The organism is Streptomyces sp. NPDC104581 (genome assembly GCF_055583685.1).
Map to the genome: position 1 here is coordinate 108410 of NZ_JBVJNN010000001.1, position 14691 is coordinate 123100.

Consider the following 14691-nt stretch of genomic DNA (forward strand, 5'->3'; position numbering starts at 1 on the left):
CTCCTCCTTTTTTTTTTCTCCCTCCCCCCCCCCCGCCCGGGGGGGGGGGGGGGGTGTCGTTCCCCCCCCCCCCCCCCCCCCCCCCCCCCCCCGGCGGTCAGGCGGTCAGGCCGGACTCGGGTCCGCCGTCTTCTCCAGTCTCATCAGGTCGTGCGGTGTGATTCCCGAGGTCGACGAGACGTCTTCGACTCTCTCGCCCCGGCGCACGGCGAGCACCGCCTCGATCTCCACGTCGGCGCGGGCGGCGTCCAGGGCCTCCTCGGCGTCACGCAGTCGCCGCACGGCCAGTTCGAGTTTGGGCAGATCCATACCGGAATGCTCGCACACGCTCACCCTGCCCACGGGTTGTCGACGGACCAGGTCGTGTCCTGCGTGAACGACGCCGCGTTGTCCCAGGCGCGCGGGCCGCCTCGGGTCGCCATCCACACCTCCGAGTTGATGTGCCGCAGATAGCCGCCGGGCATGTTGTAGGCGGCCAGCCGCACTCCCCCGTCGGCGGGAAGGGCGCAGAACGTGGCGTCGGCCCGGAAGAGCGCCGAGCCGTCACCCGCCTCCTTGTAGACCCGGAAGTCGCGGTGGCGCAGGTACTGGCCGGGGTAGTTGCGGGACTCGAAGGAGTAGCACCCGCTGCCCGCGAGGCCGGGGACGATCTTCCAGGTGGCGTCGTTCTTCAGCAGACTGTCACTGTTGGCGTCGACGGGCGCGGTGAACGCGAGCCCCTCCTGATGGCGCAGGTACTTGCCCGTGTGGCCGGGTGTGGTGACCCGAAGCGACTTGTTCTGGCCGGTGGGCAGCGTGACCGGCGGCGGTGGGTTGCGCGAGGCGTCGATGAGCGCGAGGTTCGCGGCCCTGACACGGGCCGCGTCGACCTTGACCACCTGCCGGTCGTACGTCAGCAGACCGTTGGCCTCGTTCTCGACGTCGGTGATCTCGGTGTAGACGGAGGCGGAGAGACCGCTGGGCATCTGGTTCTCGCGGATGGTGTCGATCAGCCCGACGAAGCGGTTGTTCAGCGCGGCGACGCTCGCCTGGTCCTCGTAGCTGAATCCGCCGCCCGGGTACCACTCGTGACCCGGCACCTTCCAGCCGAGCCCGCCGAACTCACCGAGGACGGCCGCGCGGGTGGCCGTCGGTGTCGTGGTGCCGGGACCGACGTAGATGTGGTTGTCGATGACGTCACCGTTGCCGCCGTCGACGGAACCGCAGCAGTTGACGCCGCTCATGTTGTTGACGAGGCGTGAGGGGTCGTACGCCTTGACCTCGTCGGCGATCCGGGCCTGGTCGTACTGGCCCCAGCCCTCGTTCTGGTTGACCCACATGACCAGGGACGGTGAGCTGCGGTGCTGGTCGATGATCCGGTCGTACTCCGCCTCCCACTGCACGCGCGCCGCGCCGTCCGGTGTCCGGGTGTCCATCGACGGCATGTCCTGCCACACCAGGAGCCCGAGCCGGTCGGCCCAGTAGAACCAGCGCTGCGGCTCCACCTTGATGTGTTTGCGGACCATGTTGAAGCCGAGGTCCTTGTGCTTCTGGAGGTCGTGGCGCAGCGCCGCGTCGCTGGGGGCCGTGTAGATGCCGTCCGGCCAGTAGCCCTGGTCGAGGGTGCCGGTCTGGAAGACGAACTTGCCGTTGAGGAGGGGGCGCTGGACACCTCCCACCTTGCCGACGGAGACGGAGCGCATCCCGGTGTAGCTGCCGACCGAGTCGACGGTCGTGCCGCCGGGGCCCGACAGCAGGTCGGTCCGGATGTCGTAGAGGAACGGGTCCTCGGGGGTCCAGAGGCGCGGGTTCGGTACCGCCACCGAGAACTGGCTGTTCACGGGGCCGGTGGCGGTGGCCACGGTCGTACCGCCGGAGGAGACCGTCACCCTGGCGGTGTGGCCGGCGACACCGGCGGCCCGGACGGTGACCTTCAGCGAGTTGTCGGAGAGGCTGGGCACCATGTCGAGCCGGGTGATGTGGGCGGCGGCGGTGGGCTCCAGCCAGACGGTCTGCCAGATTCCGGAGGCGGCCGTGTAGAAGATGCCTCCGCCGGGGTGCGGGGTGACGTCGTTGATCCGCTGTTTGCCGACGGCCTGGCCGCCGGTCTGCGACGGGTCGAAGACGGAGACGACGACGGTGTTGGTGCCCGTGGTGAGCAGGGGCGTGATGTCGTACGAGAAGGCGTCGAAGCCGCCGCTGTGGGCGGCGCCCGCCTGCCGGCCGTTGACCCAGACCGTGGTCTGCCAGTCGCTCGCGCCGAAGTTGAGCTGGACGCGGCGGCCGTCCCAGTTCGCCGGCACGGTGAAGTTCCGCTTGTACCAGAGCTTGTCGTTCTGGGTGATTCTTCGCTGGATGCCGGAGAGGGCCGACTCCGCGACGAACGGGACCCTGATCTGCTCGGGGAAGGCGGCGGGCTGTCCGGCGCCCGCCCCGGTGACCGCGAAGTCCCAGATGCCGTTGAGGTTGAGCCAGTCGGGGCGGGTGAGCTGGGGGCGCGGGTACTCCGGCAGCGGATTGTCGACCGGGACCTGATCGGTCCACGGGGTGGTCATGGGTGACGGTTTGGGCTGCCAGGCCGCGGCCTTCGCCTCGGCGGGGCCGCCGGCCACCACCAGGCTCGCGCAGAGCAGCAGGAGCGCGCCGAGCCAGGCGGTCGGGCGGCCCGGTGCGCGGCGGGGGCCCGCCGGGTCCCGCCGGGCGGCTGTGGGGGTGGGGGTGGGGCGCGGCGCCGGGGCGTCCGGGACGTACGAGGCGTGCATGGTCGATTGCCCTCCTCGGTCATACGGGCGAGGACGGTGTTGGTGCGGCCCGTAGGCATCTTTTACATCGTTGGAAGTTGGCTGTACACCCTCCCCGCACGGGCCGGTTCCGCCGGGCTGCGCGGTGGCGCGGCAGGCGTGATGATGGCACTGCCCGTGGCGCCGGCCCGTCGCACCCGTCCGTCGTGTCCGCGCACGGACCGCGACCCGCCCGGCCGTCCGCCAACTCACCGGGCACCGGCCGACCACAAGGAGGACCACCATGAGCGCCATCCCCGAGGACCCGGCGGTCGCCGCGTTCATCTCGGCGATCAACGGGGGCGACCGGGACGCCTTCTTCGCCCTCCTGGCGCCGGACGCCACGATGTCCGACGACGGCAGCGAACGCGACCTCGCGGCCTGGGTGGACAAGGAGATCTTCTCCGCCGGCGGCCGGATGGAGGTCCAGTCGGCCTCCGACGGGGGGCGCGAGCTGACGGCGGCGTTCACCAACGCGACGTACGGCACGATGCGGACGCGCTGGGCCTTCACGGTTACGGACGGCCGTATCAGCCGCTTCGAGACGGGCCAGGCGTAGGGCGGCGCACCGGGACCGCACGGGGACCGCACCGGGACCGCGGTCCCGCAGGAGCGGGTCCGGGCCGCTCCTGTCCCGTCCGGTGAGACCAGAGAGGTGAGTGAGGTGCGCGGACGGACCCATCTGCGCCGGGGGTTCGCGCTCGTGGCGGGAGTGGCGCTGCTGCTCATCGGTATCGCACTGCTCGTCCTGCCCGGACCCGGCCTGCTGCTCGTACTCGCCGGGCTGCTGGTCATCTCCGATCAGTTCCCCGCCGTGGCCCGCTATGTCGACCCGGTGAGGGAGCGTGCGATGCGGGCGGCCAGGGAGAGCGTCTCCTCCGCGCTCCGGATCACCGGAGCCGCCCTCACCGCGGCGGCCCTGCTGACGGCCGGGCTGTTCTGGGGCCTGATGCCCGAACTGCCCTTCGGTGGCTGGCCCACGGGTGCGGGGCTGATTCTGTCGAGTCTGCTCCTTGTGGCCCTGTTGGTGTACAGCTATCGCACGACGCGCGGCGGCGAGCCCCCGGACGCGGGGCGATGACACGCCGTCACTCCGTGTCGTAGGCTGACCACCCGCACAACATGGCATGTTCATGATTGCCGCTCTCCGTGTCACTCCCCCACGAGAGGCGATCCACATGGGTGTCCGTTCGTCATCTTCCGGTACTCGGTCCGGGTCAGGCGCTCGCCCGGCGTCAGTCGTCCGTTCCGCACTGTCCGCTCTCCTCCTCGCTCTCGCCTGTGTGCTGGCCGGAGCCGCCGGCCCCGGGGCCCAGGCGGCCGCCGCCGCGGAGCGCACCGTCACCTTCGTCAACCAGTCCGGTCAGCGCGTGTGGATCGGCAGTACGGTCAACGCCGACGGATCGGCGGTACTCACCGGCCTGCCCGTCCTCGACGACGGGCAGTCGGCCACCATCACCGTTCCGGAGAACTCCGCGCCCGGTCACTGGCGCGGCAAGTTCTTCGCACGCCAGGGCTGCTCCGGCGAGCCGGGCAGCACGTTCCACTGCCGGGTCGCCGACTGCGGGCCGTACGCCGACCGGTGCAGCACGGGCGAACAGCCCGCGAGCCTCGCCGAGTTCAACTTCGACCCCTCGGACGGGCTGGCGCCCTGGTACAACGTCAGTTACGTCAACGCGGTCTCGCTGCCGGTGACCATCACCCCACTCGGTGTCGCGCCACCGCCGAACGGCGGCGAATGCGAGGAGATGGGCTGCTCGAACGAGCTCCTCTCCCACTGCCCGCCCGAGAACCTGACGTCCGACCCCGTCACGGGCGCGCCGATGCTCTGCGTCAATCCCAACCGTGACGCGCAGACCGACTACAGCAGAGCCGTCAACGCCCACTGCCCCAAGGCCTACGCCTGGTCGAAGCAGGACACGGTCCCGGGCAACCAGGTGATGCGCCAGTGCCGGGCGTGCAGCGGCTTCACGGTCACCTTCCACTGATGTCCGGGGCCCGCCGAGTCCCCACTCCCCCACACACCGTTGGAGCAAGCCCCGTGAGCGGATCCTCTGCTTCCTCTGTCCCCTCTCCCGCGCCGTCTCCCCTCCGCCGGCCCCTGCTGGTCCTCGCGCCGCTGCTGGCCCTGCTGTGCGCTTTCTTCTCCGGACCGGCGGCGCACGGCGAGGACGCCGCGTCCTCGCGCCAGGGCGTGAGCGTGAACTCCGTCGCGGGCGCCTCGGAGGCACTCGCCGACCTGGGCGCCTCCTGGTACTACAGCTGGGCGACCGGTCCGGGCAGCGTCGCCGAACCGGCGGGCACCGAGTTCGTACCGATGATCTGGGGTGCCGGTTCGGTCACCGACGCCGAACTGGCCCGCGCCAAGGAGCAGGGCACCCAGCTCCTCGGCTTCAACGAACCCGACATGGCCGCACAGGCCGACATGACGGTCGAACAGGCCCTTGACCTGTGGCCGCGCCTCCAGTCGACCGGCCTGCGGCTCGGCGCGCCCTCCGTCGCCTACGGCGGCGACACCCCGGGCGGCTGGCTGGACCGCTTCATGTCGGGGGCCGCGGCGCGCGGCTACCGCGTCGACTTCATCCCGCTGCACTGGTACGGCGGCGACTTCGGCCCGGCCGCCGCCGAGCAGCTGCGCGGCTATCTCCAGGCCGTCCACGACCGCTACGGCAAGCCGATCTGGCTGACCGAGTACGCCCTGATCGACTTCTCCGGCGGCACACCCCGCTACCCCAGCGAGCAGCAGCAGATCGATTTCATCCGCTCGTCGACGGCGATGCTGGAGAGCCAGTCGTACGTGGAGCGCTACTCCTGGTTCACCCTGTCCACCGAGACCAGCCGGACCGGGCTCTACAACGGCGCGACCCCCAACGCCTCCGGGCTCGCCTACCGTGAGGCGGGCCGATGAGTTCGGGATGACTCCGGGGTCTCCACTCCGTCACTACCGACAGGGGGAGAGCACTCCCCCGCACGGTGAAGAGGAGAATCCCTTGCGTCGACCGACACCCCACGCCGCGCTGCGCCGACTGGACGGGCTCGTGGGCGAGTGGGACATGTGGGCCGCCGGGCACCGCGCGGGCCCGGTCCGCGCCGAGTTCGTCTGGCTGGAGGGCGGGACCCTGCTCGCCCAGCGCGCGGACACCGGGCCCGGGACGGTGCTCCCGCCGGAGTGGGAGGGGCACGCGCCCTTCCCCACGACGACCGTGACCGGTTACGACGACACGGCCGACGAGTTCACGACGCTGTACACCGACGGGCGGGGGGTCGCGCGTGTCTACCGCACGAGCCTGACCGACGGCGTGTGGAGGCAGTGGCGGGCGGCACCCGGCTTCCACCAGCGGTTCACGGGCACGTTCGACACGGATGGCGCGACGATCAGGGGCGGCTGGGAACGCTCGGACGACGGCGAGGTCTGGCTGACCGACTTCGACGTGACGTACGTCCGTCCCGGCGCCCGACCCTAGGCCGTGTCTGGACGGCCTGCCCCCCGGTGCCGGGGGGGCAGGCGACGGGGCGCGGCCCGTCAATCGCCCGACGGGAGTGACACGCCGGCCGCGTCGGCGTCGTCGGTGAGCAGCGGGGCGATCAGCTCGGCGAACTCGTCGGGCGTCATCACACGCGTGCCGAGCTTCTCCGCCTTCTCCCGCTTGGATCCCGCGTTCTCCCCCGCGACCAGGAGCGAGGTGCGCCCGGAGACGCTGGAGGACGACTTGCCTCCCGCGCGCTCGATCAGTTCGTTCATCTGGTTGCGGGAGAGCTTCTCCAGCGGTCCCGTCATGGCGCCCGTGACCACCACGGTCATCCCTCCCAACGGACCGGCGTCCGCGCCAGGTTCGCCGTCCTCGGAGGATGCCGGGTCGTCGGACGGCGGCGTGGCTCCGGGCTCGGTCATGTTGACCCCGGCGGCGCGCAGCTTCGCTATGAGGTCGGCCAGTCCGGCCAGTTCCGCCACGATCGTCGGGGCCTTCTCGACGCCGATCCCGTCGACGCGCTGGATCGCCTCCGCGTCGGCGGCGCACAGCAGCTCCATGGTCGCGAAGTGGCGTGCGATCCGGCGGGACATGGAGCGTCCGGTGCCGCGCACGCCGAGGGCGGCGAGCACACGGGACAGCGGCTGCCCCTTGGCCCGTTCGATCGCGGCCAGGAGGTTGTCCGTGCTGGTCTCCCCCATCCGGTCGAGGCCGAGGACCTGCTCGCGGGTGAGGGTGAACAGGTCGCCGATGTCCGCGACGAGCCCCGAGTCGACGAGCTGGACGACGCGGGTCGCGCCCAGGCCCTCGATGTCGAACTGGTCGCGTCCCGCGGCGTACGAGATGGACGCCACGACACGGCAGTCGCGGCCGCGCACACAGCGCCAGCGCTGCTCCGAGGTGTCGATACCGGAACCGCACTGCGGGCACACCTCGGGGAAGACGATCGCCTTCTCGTCCCCGGTGCGCAGATGCGCCACGGGCGCCTCGACGCGGGGGATGATGTCGCCCGCCTTGTACACCATCACGTGGTCGCCGATCCGCAGGTCACGGCGGGTGATGTCGTTCGGGTTGTGGAGGGTGGCGTACGTGACGGTCGACCCGTCTATCTCGACCGGGTCCAGGACGGCGCGGGGCGCGATGGTGCCCGTACGGCCGACGTTCCACTCCACGTCCAGGAGCCGCGTCACCTTCTCGACGGCCGGAAGCTTCCAGGCGATGGCCCAGCGGGGCGCGCGGGAGCCCGATCCGGCCGCCAGTTGGTCGGCCGCCGCGTCGGCCTTGACGACGATGCCGTCGATGCCGAACGGCAGCTCCGCGCGGAGCGCCCCGATCTCCTCGACCCGCACGCGCACGGCGTCGGTGTCGGTCACCGTCCGGGGCGGAACCGTCGTACCCGCCGTCGTGAGGACACCGAGGCCCGCCACGAGCGCGAGCACCTCGCTGTGCGGGAGTCCGGTGAGGGAGACGGTCAGTTCGTCAGCGGATTCCCCGAGGGGCAGCGCCGCGTACGCGAAGAACGTCATCTCCACCTGGTACGGACGGTCCTTGGCCCGGACGCTGCCGGCGGCGGCGCTGCGCGGGTTGGCGAACGGGGTCCCGCCGTGGCTCGTACGGAGCGTGTTGGCCCGCTCGAACTGCTCGGTGGTCATGAGGACTTCGCCCCGCACTTCGAGCGTGACCGGCTCGGCGAGCCGGTCCGGCAGGCCCGCGATCATCCCGATCGCGTGGGAGACATCCTCGCCCGCCAGTCCGTCCCCGCGCGTGATCAGCCGGGCCAGCCGGCCGGTCTCGTACCGGGCGGCGACCGCCAGGCCGTCCAGCTTCGGCTCGACGCTCCAGTGCTCGACCGGCCGCCCGATCCGCCGCTCGACGGACGCGGCCCAGGTGGTGAACTCGTCCGCGCCGAAGACGTTGTCCAGGGACAGCATCGGGACCGTGTGCGGCACGTCCCCGACCACCGTGCCGCCCGCGACCTTCCCGACGGGCGAGTCGGCCGCGATCTCGTCCGGATGGGCTTCCTCGTAGGCGGCTATGCCCCGCACCATGCGGTCGTAGGCGTCGTCGTCGAGGGCGCTCTCGCCCGTCGCGTAGTAGGCGGCGGCGGCCTTCGTCGCGGTCTCCACCGCGGTGGCGTAGGCGGCTGCGTCGACAAGAACGGCTGCGGGTGTCGTCATGCGTCTCATCTTGCCGCCCACCACTGACAACGCCCCTGCCCGAGCCGCGGGAAGGGGCCTGACCAGGGGCGTTGTCACTACTGGGGAGGGTGGGGCCGCGGTCAGCCGGCGAGCGCGCCGAGGAGATCCCAGGTGCGGCGCCGGTCGGCGTCCCCGGCGATCTCCGTGCCGGCGAACACGACTTCCGTCGCCCCGGCGTCCCGGTAGCGCCGCACCTCGGCGGAGAGCGTCCGCTCGTCGCCGATCACGGCGACGTCGACGGCGCGGGTGCCGCCGGAGAGTTCGATGACCCGGGCGTAGGACGGGATCTGCTCGTAGAACGCGAGCGCGTCGGTGGCCCGCGCCCGGACCGCGTCGACGTCGTCGGTGACCACGCCGTGCACGAGTGCCACGATCCGGGGCGCGGGGCGGCCCGCCGCCTCCGCCGCCCTGGTGACGGCCGGGACGATGTGCTCGGCCAGGGCGCGGGGTCCGGCGAGATAGGGCAGGATCCCGTCGGCCAGCTCACCGCTGGCAGCGAGCGCCCGCGGTCCCATCGCGGCGACGAGCAGCGGCACGCCGGCGTCGGCTCCCGGCACGCGGGCGGGGACGGGGGTGTGCGCGGTGAGCAGTTCGCCGTCGAAGTCGGCGGTGCCGGTCTCGGTCAACTGCCGCAGGGCGGTGAGGAATTCACGCAGCCGGGCGACGGGCCGTTCGAACGGGATGCCGTAGCCGCCCTCGGTGAGGAGTCTGGTGCCGAGTGCGAGACCGAGGTGGTAGCGGCCGTGGGTGGCCGCCTGCGCGGTCAGGGCCTGGCTCGCCACGGTGAGCGGGTGCCGTCCGAAGACGGGGACGGCGGACGTGCCGACCTGGAGGTCAGGTACCTCCCGGCCCACGACGGCCGCGAGCTGCGGCGAGTCGGCGCCGAAGGTCTGTCCGAACCAGGCCGACCGCAGTCCCGCCGCCGCGGCCTCCCCCGCGAGCCGCACGGTGGCGTCGATCTGGTTGTCGGATTCCGTCGCGTTGAGTGCTACTCCCACTGTCATGTCGGCGGAAACGAGCGCCCGCAGGTCCCGCATTCCGCCGGTGTGTGACGGCTGTGTCAACTGTGCCGGACGCGGCCCGGGGCGGGGCCGGGGGCCGGCGGGCCGGGGCAGGACCCTGGGCCCGTCGCGGGCCTCAGTGCGCGATGGAGTCGATCAGCTCGCGCGCTCCCTGGCGCAGCAGGGCCACGGCGACCGACGTGCCCAGGGTGGCGGGGTCGAGCGGGCCGGCCCATTCGTGCGCGTTGAGGACCGTCTTGCCGTCCGGGGTGAAGACCCTCGCGCGCAGGGAGAGCCCACCGCTGCGCTCGGCGTGCGCGAATCCGGCGATCGGGCTGTTGCAGTGGCCCTGGAGAACGTGCAGGAACATCCGCTCGGCGGAGGCTTCCCTGTAGGTGTCCCGGTCGCCGAGCGCGGAGACCGCGTCGATGGTGTCGGTGTCGTCCTCGCGGCACTGGAGCGCGAGGATCCCGGCTCCGATGGGCGGGCACATGAGGTCCACCGGCAGGATCTCGCTGATGACGTCGCCGCGTCCGATGCGTTCGAGGCCGGCCGCGGCCAGCAGCAGCGCGTCGGCCTCGCCCGCGGCGAGCTTCTCCAGCCGGCGGTTGGCGTTCCCCCGCATCGGTACGCAGATGAGCTGCGGATGGGAGGCGGCGAGCTGGGCGACGCGCCGGACCGACGACGTGCCGACCCGGGTGCCCGCGGGCAGCTCGTCGAGGGTGCGTCCGCCGGGGTGGATGAGGGCGTCGCGGATGTCGTCGCGCTTGAGGAAGGCGGCGAAGACCGTCCCGGCGGGCAGCGGCCGGTCCGCGGGCACGTCCTTGACGCAGTGCACCGCGAGGTCGGCCCGCCCGGCGATGAGCGCGGCGTCGACCTCCTTGGTGAAGGCACCCTTCCCTTCCACCAGGGAGAGGTCGCCCATCCACTTGTCGCCGGTCGTCTTGACCGGGACGACCTCGGTCACGATGCCGGGGTGGAGCGCGGTGAGTTCGGTGCGCACACGCTCCACCTGGGCGAGCGCCATCGGCGAGTCGCGGGAGACGATGCGGATCAGTTCAGGGGTGGACATGGCGGACACGATAGAGCGTCCGGCGGGTGACACCGTCATCCGCCCCGGGGGCCCATCTCCCCCGGGGGACGGATACGTTGGCCGTCTCGGGCAGGTGTGCGAGCGAAGCGGCCGGGGCGTCCGCAACCTTTGCCGGTTTCGGTGGTCGTACCTGATATGACCAGAAAAGCCGTTGTCGCCCTGACCCTCGCCGCGGCGGTGGGCGGGCTCACCGCACCGAACGCACTCGCCGACAACATCCCTTCCCCCTCCTCCGCCTCCACCGTCTCCGCGGACCCCGTGGTCACGGGCGTCACCGTCAACGGCGGGAAGGACGTGGTCGTCGGCACGACCGAGCGCAACTCCTTCACCGTCACCGTCCACGGGAGCCCCGCCCCCGGGCTCCACTTCGCGGACGTCGACCTGCTGGGGCCGAGCGTCGGCTTCTACACGACCGACACCTTCTGCGAGAGCCCCACCGCCTGCACCACCGGCTTCACCGTGGATCCGCGCCGTGACCCGTACCAGGAGGGTTTCGATCTCGGCAACGCCAACGCGGGTGTCTGGTACGTGGACACGCTGGTGGAGACCACCACGGGCGACTCCCTCTACACGAGGCACGCCGGTACCTTCCGGCTCCAGCGCGCCGCCAGGCTCACCGTGAACGCCGCGCCCGAACCGGTCGCCAAGGGGCGGACCATCACGGTCACCGGCAAACTGACCCGCGCGAACTGGGACTCCTACCGCTACGCCGGTTACACCGGGCAGCCGGTGGCGCTCCAGTTCCGTCCGAAGAACAGCGACACCTACGCCACCGTCAAGACCCTCAGGACCGACGGGACCGGCGACCTCCGTACGACCGTCAAGGCCGCTACCGACGGTTACTGGCGGTGGAACTTCGCCGGCACGAACACCACCGCTCCGCAGAAGGCGACGGGCGACTTCGTCGACGTCCGCTGACGGATGCCCGACCGCGGCGCCGACGGCACGGTGGGCGGTACGCGTCATGCCGCGATCCTCACCTCCAGGGCGTCCGGCACGCCCCGCCACCAGGGTTCTCGCGCCGGCGGGCCCTGCCGAACCGTGATCGCCCGCCGCGCCACCGGAACGAGCGAGCGCGTGGGCAGGCCGGCGCCGGGGCACCGCGCTCCGGCGCGTTCGGCGGCACTTCCGCCGCGCCCGGCGAGACTTCGCGCGCCATAAAGGCGCCGTAAGCATATGGCCGAACGTGGGGGCGCCTCCCCCGCGAGGCGGCCCCACGGCGACGGCGACATGTGCCCCGGGCCACCAGTTACCCGTACAGGTGAGCTTGGCATTTTCCGCGCATGGCGGCTCCCGGGGTGCGGAATGAACTCAAGGTTGCCCAACGTCACCGTTAGTGACCATCTTCGCTGTGGGAGTGCTGTGATGACCGGCGTTGACTCAGTACAGACCTGCCCCTTCCGTCACGACGACGCCCTGGAACCCGACCCCTTCATGACCCGGATGCGGACCGAGGCACCCGTCACCCGCGTACGCATGCCGTACGGGGAGGGCGAGTGCTGGCTGGTCACCCGGTACGAGGACGTGAAGACCGTCACCTCGGACCGCCGCTTCAGCCGAGCCGCCCTGGTCGGGCGGGACTTCCCCCGGATCACCCCGGCGCCCATCGCCCAGTCCGAGTCGATCAACCTCATGGACCCGCCCGCGCTCAACCGGGTGCGCAGACTGATCAACAAGGCGTTCACCACCCCACAGGTGGAGGCCCTGCGCCCATGGACACAGCGGGCCGTGGACGAACTGCTGGACGCCATGGCCGAGAGCGGCCCGCCGGCCGACATCGCGGACCACCTCGCGGACCGGCTGCCGCTGCTGACCATCTGCGAGCTGCTGGACGTCCCGAAGGCGGACCGACCCCAACTGCGGCAGCGCGCCATGGAGATGATGTCCATGAACGCCGCGGACCGGAACTCGGCCGTCGAGGCGAAGGCGTGGCTGCGGGCCTACTTCTCCGAGCTGACCGCGGAGCGGCGGCGCGCCCCCGGCGAGGACCTGATCAGCGCCCTCGCGACGGCGCGCATCGGTGACGAGATGCTCGAGAAGGACGAGTTGACGGTGCTGGCCATGCTCCTGGTGATCACCGGCCACGACACCACGACGTACAACATCAGCAACATCGTCTACACGCTGCTCACCCGGCCCGAGTTGGCGTCCGAGCTGCGCGCCCGCCCCGAACTGCTGCCGCAGGCCCTTGAGGAACTGCTGCGCCACATCCCCTTCCGCCAGGGCGTCGGCATCCCCCGCGTGGCCCTGGAGGACGTCGAGTTCGACGGTGTCGTGATCAAGGCGGGCGACACGGTCCACGTGTCCTACCTGACCGCCAACCGCGACGAACTCGCCTACGCGCGGCCGGACGAGCTCGACTTCCACCGCGAGGATCCCGCCCCGCACATGACGTTCGGGTGGGGCAGCCACCACTGTCTGGGCGCCCATCTGGCACGCATGGTGCTCCAGGTCTCCATCGGCACACTGCTCACCCGCTTCCCCGACCTTCGTCTGGCCGTACCGGCGGAGGAGGTGCGGTGGAACACCGTCTCGATCTGGCGATACCCGCTCGCCCTGCCGGTCACCTGGTAAGGAGCTGATCATGGCAACTCTGTGCAGGCCCGCCATCGCCGTCCCCGACCACGTCATCACCATGGAACAGACCGTGGAGCTGGCGCGGACGCTCCATCCCGATCACCCTCAACTCGACCTCGCCGTGCGGCTGATCAGCAACACGGGCGTCCGCACCAGACGGCTGGTGCGGCCCATCGAGGAGACCCTCCGCCATCCCGGCTTCACCGCCCGGAACGACGCCTACGAGGCGGAGGCGAAGGCCAGGGTGCCCGAGGTCGCGGAGCGGGCACTGGCCCACGCCGAACTGACGCCGCGGGACATCGACATGATCGTCTACGTGTCGTGCACGGGCTTCATGATGCCCTCGATGACCGCGTGGCTCATCAACACCATGGGCTTCGGAACGAACACCCGCCAGCTGCCGATCGCCCAGCTGGGGTGCGCCGCGGGCGGCGCGGCCATCAATCGCGCGCACGACTTCTGCTCCGCGTACCCGGAGTCGAACGTGCTGATCGTCGCCTGTGAGTTCTGCTCACTGTGCTACCAGCCGACGGACCTCGCGGTGGGCAATCTGCTCTCCAACGGCCTCTTCGGGGACGCGGTGGCCGCCGCGGTGGTCCGGGGCCGGGGCGGCACCGGCGTACAGCTGGAGCGCAACGGGTCCCATCTGGTGCCCGACACGGAGGACTGGATCTCCTACGCGGTCCGTGACACCGGCTTCCACTTCATGCTCGACAAGCGCGTGCCGGGCACCATGTCCGTACTCGCGCCCGCCATGCGGGAGATGGCCGAGCCGCACGACTGGGACGTCTCCGGACTCGACTTCTACATCGTGCACGCCGGAGGGCCGAGGATCCTGGACGACCTCTGCCACTACCTCGACGTCCCGGCGGAGATGTTCCGCTACAGCAGGGCGACCCTCACCGAGCGCGGCAACATCGCCAGCGGCGTCATCTTCGACGCGCTGGACCGCTTCTTCGAGGACGGCGGCGCCGAGCACGGCGCCCGGGGGGTGATCGCGGGCTTCGGCCCCGGCATCACCGCCGAGATCAGCCTCGGGACCTGGACGGTGGGCGGTCAGGACGGCGAGCACATCGAACGGGAAGTGATCCTGCCGACGCCGGCCCTGATGTCGCAGCCGGACACGGTCGGCTGACCTCCCGGCCGGTGCCACCGGCGGGTGTCGTACGCGCTCCCGGCCCGTACGACACCCATCGGCGGGACACCGGGCGCTACCTCTGGCCGCCGATGCTGATCCCCGGGCCCTCCGGTCGCTCGTCCCGGTCGTGGGGCATCAGCTCGATCTCGATGCGGTGCAGGTTCTCACTCGCCGCCGTCCCGCCCGCCTCGGCCGTGACGACCCCGATGTTCAGCCCCGCCTTGCCGGTTCCCTCGCGCCGCACCTGCACGGCGAATTCGACGTGCACGCGCTCCACCCGGAACTGGAGCCTGCTCTCCCGGCCGTCGCGCTGCGCCTCTTCCAGCTCCTCGCGGATCCGGCCGATCACCTCGGCGAGACCGGCGGTCTCCGCACCGCCGTGCCCGCCCCGTCCGCGACGTCCGTCACCCGCGCCCATGCCGCCCCTCCCGTTACACAGCGGGGGCCCGTTGTCA

The 14691-nt window shown here is 71.4% G+C and carries 14 protein-coding genes; 8 read left to right on the plus strand and 6 right to left on the minus strand.

The genetic code is table 11. From position 1 onward, the window contains the following. Positions 1 to 105: 105 nt before the first annotated feature. Positions 106 to 309, minus strand: a complete 204-nt coding sequence (locus ACZ61E_RS00465) for a hypothetical protein (RefSeq protein ID WP_469696277.1) — start codon at positions 307 to 309, stop codon at positions 106 to 108. A 20-nt stretch (positions 310 to 329) separates the two neighbouring features. Then, positions 330 to 2741 (minus strand): AbfB domain-containing protein, encoded by a 2412-nt coding sequence (locus ACZ61E_RS00470; RefSeq protein WP_469696279.1) that lies wholly within the window; start codon positions 2739 to 2741, stop codon positions 330 to 332. Positions 2742 to 3003: 262 nt separating this feature from the next. Here ACZ61E_RS00470 and ACZ61E_RS00475 point away from each other — a divergent pair, with 262 nt between their 5' ends. The 5 genes from ACZ61E_RS00475 to ACZ61E_RS00495 all read left to right on the plus strand — a co-directional run bounded on the left by ACZ61E_RS00475 (position 3004) and on the right by ACZ61E_RS00495 (position 6223). Next, positions 3004 to 3318, plus strand: coding sequence for a nuclear transport factor 2-like protein (locus tag ACZ61E_RS00475; protein ID WP_469696281.1), 315 nt, complete (start codon positions 3004 to 3006; stop codon positions 3316 to 3318). Positions 3319 to 3423: 105 nt separating this feature from the next. Beyond that, positions 3424 to 3840: a PGPGW domain-containing protein gene (locus tag ACZ61E_RS00480; protein ID WP_469696282.1), complete on the plus strand. Its 417-nt coding sequence runs from the start codon at positions 3424 to 3426 to the stop codon at positions 3838 to 3840. A 202-nt stretch (positions 3841 to 4042) separates the two neighbouring features. Then, a complete protein-coding gene (locus tag ACZ61E_RS00485) occupies positions 4043 to 4747 on the plus strand; it encodes a thaumatin family protein (protein WP_469696284.1) in 705 nt (234 codons plus the stop codon). Between the two features lie 53 nt (positions 4748 to 4800). Next, positions 4801 to 5667 carry a glycoside hydrolase family protein gene (locus ACZ61E_RS00490; RefSeq protein WP_469696286.1) on the plus strand — a complete coding sequence of 289 codons (867 nt, stop codon included), beginning with the start codon at positions 4801 to 4803 and terminating at the stop codon, positions 5665 to 5667. 82 nt (positions 5668 to 5749) lie between these two features. Further along, entirely contained in the window at positions 5750 to 6223 is a 474-nt protein-coding gene (locus tag ACZ61E_RS00495; RefSeq protein ID WP_469696288.1) for a hypothetical protein, read from the plus strand. Positions 6224 to 6282: 59 nt separating this feature from the next. Here ACZ61E_RS00495 and ligA read toward each other — a convergent pair whose 3' ends face one another. From ligA to hemC, 3 genes are all read right to left on the minus strand, one after another. Next, entirely contained in the window at positions 6283 to 8415 is a 2133-nt protein-coding gene (gene ligA / locus ACZ61E_RS00500) for an NAD-dependent DNA ligase LigA (protein WP_469696289.1), read from the minus strand. A 92-nt stretch (positions 8416 to 8507) separates the two neighbouring features. Further along, positions 8508 to 9431 carry a TIGR03564 family F420-dependent LLM class oxidoreductase gene (locus ACZ61E_RS00505; protein ID WP_469696291.1) on the minus strand — a complete coding sequence of 308 codons (924 nt, stop codon included), beginning with the start codon at positions 9429 to 9431 and terminating at the stop codon, positions 8508 to 8510. 133 nt (positions 9432 to 9564) lie between these two features. Further along, complete coding sequence (gene hemC, locus ACZ61E_RS00510) at positions 9565 to 10500, minus strand: hydroxymethylbilane synthase (RefSeq protein WP_469696292.1); 936 nt, start codon at positions 10498 to 10500, stop codon at positions 9565 to 9567. A 156-nt stretch (positions 10501 to 10656) separates the two neighbouring features. Here hemC and ACZ61E_RS00515 point away from each other — a divergent pair, with 156 nt between their 5' ends. The 3 genes from ACZ61E_RS00515 to ACZ61E_RS00525 all read left to right on the plus strand — a co-directional run bounded on the left by ACZ61E_RS00515 (position 10657) and on the right by ACZ61E_RS00525 (position 14233). Then, positions 10657 to 11439: a calcium-binding protein gene (locus ACZ61E_RS00515; RefSeq protein WP_469696293.1), complete on the plus strand. Its 783-nt coding sequence runs from the start codon at positions 10657 to 10659 to the stop codon at positions 11437 to 11439. A gap of 447 nt (positions 11440 to 11886) precedes the next feature. Next, the gene (locus ACZ61E_RS00520) at positions 11887 to 13095 is read left to right on the plus strand and encodes a cytochrome P450 (RefSeq protein ID WP_469696294.1); all 1209 of its coding nucleotides are present in this window, start codon (positions 11887 to 11889) and stop codon (positions 13093 to 13095) included. 10 nt (positions 13096 to 13105) lie between these two features. After that, positions 13106 to 14233 (plus strand): type III polyketide synthase, encoded by a 1128-nt coding sequence (locus ACZ61E_RS00525; RefSeq protein WP_469696295.1) that lies wholly within the window; start codon positions 13106 to 13108, stop codon positions 14231 to 14233. Between the two features lie 76 nt (positions 14234 to 14309). Here the strand turns inward: ACZ61E_RS00525 and ACZ61E_RS00530 are convergent, their stop codons facing one another. Then, positions 14310 to 14654: a trypco2 family protein gene (locus ACZ61E_RS00530; RefSeq protein WP_469696297.1), complete on the minus strand. Its 345-nt coding sequence runs from the start codon at positions 14652 to 14654 to the stop codon at positions 14310 to 14312. Positions 14655 to 14691 lie beyond the last annotated feature (37 nt).